Source organism: Bacillus sp. AP50, assembly GCF_040492675.1.
GTDB lineage: Bacteria > Bacillota > Bacilli > Bacillales > Bacillaceae_G > Bacillus_A > Bacillus_A cereus.
Genome location: NZ_JBEUTW010000504.1, coordinates 1 through 5,997, shown reverse-complemented (window position 1 = coordinate 5,997; position 5,997 = coordinate 1). Strand labels below are relative to the sequence as shown.

The following is a 5,997-nucleotide window of genomic DNA, read 5'->3' as shown; positions in this document are numbered from 1 at the left end:
ATATATTCTAAGAAAGTCAGTTCAAATCCGTTTTGGATATGTATTACAATAGCAATTGGTAGTTTTTTATTAGGAAAAATAGTATATACATATCAAGATAGCTTCTTCGAAATTCCAATACATCGTTTTACGGTTTCTGATGTATTTTACATGTTTTTTCTATTTTTCTGTCTTATCGCTTTCTGCTATAAAATCTTAAAGGAATGCAATAAATGGGAAAAAGCGTTCTTTATTTGTGATATATGCATAGTGCTTACTTCCATATTCACATTAGAATGGTATTTATTTAATCAACCAAATTTAAATATATTCGCTCTTTCACTAGGAGATGTTTTCCTTTCATTTTTATACCCAATTGCAGATTTATTATTTCTACTGCTAGGTGTTAGTCTCTTTTTCCGTCCAACAATTTTTAATTCCAAACGGAAAATTTATATCTTTATTTTTGTATTAATAAGTTCTGCAACTTTTAACTATATTTATTTTTACTTAAATAACCACTTATCAACTGAAACTATAATATTATTACGTCTTTTATATAGAATACCTATATTACTTATTGCAATAGCTGGCTCTATTTCAGAAGATCATAATAGCCATAAAAATTATTTCCTTGTAAACCCTATAATAGGAAAAAAAGCTTTAGTTGTATTTCCTTATCTTGCTGTTGCAATACTAATCGGGTTTACATTAAAAGAACAAACATCCTCTTCAACTCTCATTACAGGAAATTGTATTACTTTTATTTTCGTACTCATTCGTCATTCTATCGTACGTATGCAAAACAATTCCTTAACAAAACGTTTGCAGGCATTTAATGCCCAACTAGAAGAAAAAGTTACTTTACGGACGTCTGATTTAGTTCATAAATCAGAGGCTCTTTCTCAAAAACAGCAAAAGTTTAAATCATTATATGAATATCATCCTGACCCTATCTTCACCATTGATTTAAATGGAATATTCTTAAATGTAAATAAGGCTGGGAGTGTACTACTTGGGGCACCAACGGATGAGTTACTAGGTGAAACTTGTTTTTCGATCATTTTAGATGAAGATAAGCATAAGCTAGCATTGGCATTAGAAAAAGTGAAACAACAAGAATCGGCATTCTTACAACTTAGTTCTCAATATAAAGATGGCTTTACTTATTTTTTATACGTTACAATCATTCCTATTATAATAGACGGACAAATTTCAGGAAGCTATATTATGGTGAAAGATATTACTGCACTAAAAAAACAGCAAGAAGAAATAAAATATTTAGCATTCCATGACACTGTAACGAAAATTGGGAACCGTGCCTTTTTCCATAAGAAATTAAAGAGAGTTATAAAAAATGCTAAAATAACAGAAAGCGAGTTTGCATTATTATATTTAGATTTAGATCGCTTTAAAGCAATTAACGATACACTTGGACATTCATCAGGAGATTACATATTAGAAGAAGTAGCAAAGCGATTCCAATCATGTCTTCCATCACATACTCATCTTTCAAGAATCGGTGGCGATGAATTTACAATCATAATTGAAAACTATACTGACGAAGATTACTTATTCCAATTATGTAACCAATTATGCTCATGCATGAAAAAGTCATTTATCATACATGAGCATAAATTAACTTTATCACTGAGTATCGGCATCGCTATTTATCCACATTCCGGAATCGATACCGCTACACTTCTGAAAAACGCTAATGTTGCAATGTATGATGCAAAAGCAAAAGAGCTTAACTCTGTCTCTATTTATGACGATGTAATCGCTAAAAAAATTGAAAGACGATTACGATTAGAAAAAGATTTACCAAACGCACTACAAAATGAAGAATTGTTCCTTTTGTATCAACCTCAAGTTGATAGTGAATCTAATAAAATTATCGGTGCAGAAGCTTTAATTAGGTGGAATCATCCTGAATTAGGTATTATTTCTCCATACGAGTTTATTCCGATTGCAGAAGAAACACTACAAATTATTTCAATAGGAAAATGGACATTAGAGCAGGCTTGCAAGCAAATGAAACGTTGGCACGCACTCGGATATTCACATTTAAAAATAGGTGTAAATTTATCTGCTAAAGAATTTGAACAAGAAGATTTTGTAAAATCTATTTCTTCTACTTTAACAAATACAGGTTTACCAGCAAGCTCTCTTGATCTTGAATTAACAGAGCGAATTGCAATGATGGATGAGCGAGAAACATTGATAAAACTGCGTACACTAAAAAGTTTAGGGATTCACATTTCTATCGACGATTTTGGTACAGGTTATTCTTCGCTAGCCTACTTACCTTTGTATCCAATTGATACGTTAAAAATCCCGAGAGAATTTATTACAATGTCTGAAACATGTGATGATGGAATGGAAATTATTAAAACGATCATCACATTAGCAAATACATTAGGAATGTCTGTCATTGCTGAAGGTGTAGAAACGAAAGAGCACGTAAATTTCCTTCAAAAAAATAAATGTCAGTTTATTCAAGGTTATTATTACAGTAAACCTATTCATATTCATGCATTTACTGAGCTATTAGAAAACGGCATTCACCGATAGTACATAACTAATTAGAATAAATAATAATGAATTTGAACAAATATAGTAAAAAGGAAAGAAGATACCTTCTTTCCTTTTGTTTTTCTATTTACATTTCTATTACTCCACCACTTCATTTATTATATCTATTATTTGATGAATTCCCTCATCATTTGTTTTCTTATATCCATTCATGTTTTGAATATATTTCTCCTTATTTGTATACAACTTATTTACTGCATGTATAAATGTATTCGTACTTACTCTGTCTTGGAGTATAACTTCCGCATATCCTTGCCGTGAAAAATATTCAGCATTTAAAACTTGATCTCCCCTGCTGGAACTGTTAGTTAACGGGATAAGCAACATCGGTTTCTTCAAAAATAACAATTCAGAAATAGCAGTAGAACCCGCTCTGGAAACTACAACACTTGCCATATTTAGTATATGCGGCAACTCGTCGCCTATATATTCAAATTGCATATACCCCTCCATGCCAATAGATGGGTCTACCTTCCCTTTACCACATATATGAATAATATTAAAGTTTAATAGTATTGTATCTAAACATTCCCTTACCATATCATTTATCCACTTAGCACCTTGACTCCCACCCATAATTAATAATACTGGTTTATCTTGCTGAAATTCACAATATCTTCTTCCTCGTAATACGTTACCCTTCTCAATTTCTTCCCTTACAATTGGTCCTACATAAACCTTCTTCTCATTACTTACATTTTCTCCTGTCTGAGGAAATGTTGTGCATAGCTTTGTAGCAAAAGGTAATGCTATTTTATTGGCAAGTCCTAATGTGCTATCTGGTTCACGTATAATTATAGGCACACGATTTAACCATGCTCCTATAGCTACAGGAACTGAAACAAATCCTCCTGCTGAAAAGATAACGTCAGGCTTTGTTTTCTTAATTAATTTATAACTTTGTAAACAACCTCGTATAATTTTAAAAGGATCTTTAAAATTTTCCCAATCCCAATATCTCCTAAGCTTGCCCGTTGAAACACTATTGTATTTAACATTTTGCACTAATGATTTTTCAATTCCATTTTTGGATCCAATATACTCGACTCTCCAGCCTTTCTCTATAAATTTAGGAATTAATACAATATTAATCATAACGTGTCCGGCTGTACCGCCCCCAGTAAAAAGAATCGTTTTGCTCATAACTTATACCCACCTTTATTATTAAAAATCTAGCTTTATATTTACCTTTTAAATGTAAATAAAATTATTATTTTTTATATAAATCTTTAACTCCACCTCTATATCTTGTAAAAGATCTTTAATGAGTTCATAAAAATCATTTCCATACTCACTACACTCGTATTGAGCAAAGATTTGAATCACATATCTAGTTTCCGTCTCTAATGCTGACTTTATTTGATTAACCCTTTTTTCTTCTACATACGCTTGATATTTATGTATTGCCTCATAAAGACGCAATACATGCGCTTCTTCATCTCTCCAATCCAACGCATCAACAATTGAAAGAAATAGCGTATTTTGATTATCTATTATTTCATAATCATTCATATATTTCTTACACCCTTTTTTGTTTTTCATTGCATGCAGATGTCACTACACTTCGCATACTCAAGTACATCTTTTAATGATTGATGAAATTCAATTTCTGGGATCCAACCTAACCTTTTTATTTCCTCTATTGCTAAACTCTCATTTGAGTCGCTCCCACTTTTCTCTGTTTCCTCTATAAAAAAATTTAGCTGTGTTAATTCTTTATATTGTTCTAGTACATTTAACAAAGATCGTTTTACTCCTGATCCGATATTATATTGTTTTCCATTTATTCCATCTCGTAATAACACATGATACGCTTTAATCGCATCACGTACATCTAGAAAATCTCTACTATCTTTCAAACTGTTTACTTCAATAATGGCTTTACTTCTACCTGATTCTATATCTATCATTTTCTTTGCGAGAATCGAACAAATGCCATTCGATTCCCCTGGACCAATTAAGTTTGAGGGCTTTGCAATGATAATATTTGAATCCATTAATCCTCCCCAAGCCTCTGCAATAATAACTTGCATCGTTTTACTTAAACTATATGGATTTGAAATTTTTATTTCGTTCATACTATCTGCTTGCAAAGCAGATCCTATAACTAATGTTCTACAATGCGAGGCTTCTTGCTTAATTGCTTCTAATAAATATAATGTTCCTATTACATTAACCTCTATATATTCAAGGGCAGCTGTCCAAGATTCTATAACCGAATTCCTTCCTGCTAAATGCAATACGTAGTCTGGCTTTATTTGTTTCATTACCTTCATTACTTCGCTCTTATTAGTTAAATTACAAGTAATACCATTTCTAATTTTTTCTCCATATGCACAATTTTGAAACATAGGAATTACATGAAAGCCCTGCTGTAAAAAATAGTGGCAAGCATGGCGTCCTGTGAAACCATTTGCACCAGTTATTAAAAGGCTCGCATTTTTTTTCATCGCAAAAACCCTCCTTTTAATAGCATTTGTTTCACCTCATGTTTTGCAAGTAAATCTTGTTGAGAACTAAAACTCTTCACATCCACTAGAGGATAGCTTGAATAATATTGTTGAAGTCCTTGTATAGGAATAGTCGGTAGTACCACAAAATAATTTTGATCAAAACTTATACTTGTTTTACTCTCTACCTCAGATAGAAGCATTTCACTTAATTTTTCACCCGGTCTTATCCCTACCTCTTTTACCTTAACATTTTCTTTTCCGGAATCTTCAATTAATACTTCTGCTAAATCTGTTATTTTACATGCCGGCATTTTCATAACAAAGATTTCCCCGCCTCTACCTTGAGATACGGCTTTAAATAACAACCCAACAGCATCTTCAACTGTTAAGAAAAATCTAGTCATATTCGCATCGGTAATCCCTACTTGTGAAGATTTTTTAATTTGTTGTTTAAAAAGTGGTACTACACTTCCACTCGTTCCTAAAACATTTCCACCACGAACACAAATGAATTTTGTTTTCTTCGTTTGTATATTCGCATGAACCATTAATTTTTCACCAATTGCTTTTGTCATCCCATACGTATTTGATGGATCAGCTGCTTTATCCGTTGAAACATATATAACTTTTTCAACTTGCATCTGTATAGAGGCTTCAATTACATTTTGCGTACCATGTATATTGGTTTTTATAGCTTCATAAGGATAATACTCACATACTGGAACATGTTTTAAAGCTGCAAGATGGAACACATAATGTACACCTTGGCAAGCATAGACTAGTTGATCTTTATCACGAATATCTCCAATAATAAATTTTAACCTATCATCATTTATAAACTGTTGCTGCATTTCAAACTGAACCGTTTCATTTCTTGAAAAAATTCTAATTTCTTTCGGTGATTTTTCTAATAGTTGTTTTATAAGTTCATGCCCCCACGAACCTGTACCACCAGTAATTAAAATTATTT

5 protein-coding genes are annotated in these 5,997 nt (G+C 31.9%); 1 reads left to right on the top strand and 4 read right to left on the bottom strand.

Going from position 1 to position 5,997, the window contains the following annotated elements; all coding sequences use genetic code 11:
* Positions 1 to 2,553: putative bifunctional diguanylate cyclase/phosphodiesterase (locus tag ABWK52_RS25570; RefSeq protein ID WP_353772213.1), on the top strand; the 2,553-nt coding region annotated here is incomplete at its 5' end.
* A gap of 99 nt (positions 2,554 to 2,652) precedes the next feature.
* Here the strand turns inward: ABWK52_RS25570 and ABWK52_RS25565 are convergent.
* The 4 genes from ABWK52_RS25565 to ABWK52_RS25550 are packed head-to-tail and all read right to left on the bottom strand — an operon-like array spanning position 2,653 to position 5,995.
* A complete protein-coding gene (locus ABWK52_RS25565; RefSeq protein ID WP_016111208.1) occupies positions 2,653 to 3,717 on the bottom strand; it encodes an undecaprenyldiphospho-muramoylpentapeptide beta-N-acetylglucosaminyltransferase in 1,065 nt (354 codons plus the stop codon).
* Between the two features lie 48 nt (positions 3,718 to 3,765).
* A complete protein-coding gene (locus ABWK52_RS25560) occupies positions 3,766 to 4,116 on the bottom strand; it encodes a DUF6572 domain-containing protein (RefSeq protein ID WP_002101267.1) in 351 nt (116 codons plus the stop codon).
* Positions 4,113 to 5,024, bottom strand: a complete 912-nt coding sequence (locus ABWK52_RS25555; protein ID WP_087967660.1) for an NAD-dependent epimerase/dehydratase family protein — start codon at positions 5,022 to 5,024, stop codon at positions 4,113 to 4,115. The genes ABWK52_RS25560 and ABWK52_RS25555 overlap by 4 nt, the downstream gene beginning before the upstream one ends.
* Positions 5,021 to 5,995, bottom strand: coding sequence for a UDP-N-acetylglucosamine 4,6-dehydratase family protein (locus ABWK52_RS25550; RefSeq protein ID WP_256497449.1), 975 nt, complete (start codon positions 5,993 to 5,995; stop codon positions 5,021 to 5,023). The genes ABWK52_RS25555 and ABWK52_RS25550 overlap by 4 nt, the downstream gene beginning before the upstream one ends.
* Positions 5,996 to 5,997 lie beyond the last annotated feature (2 nt).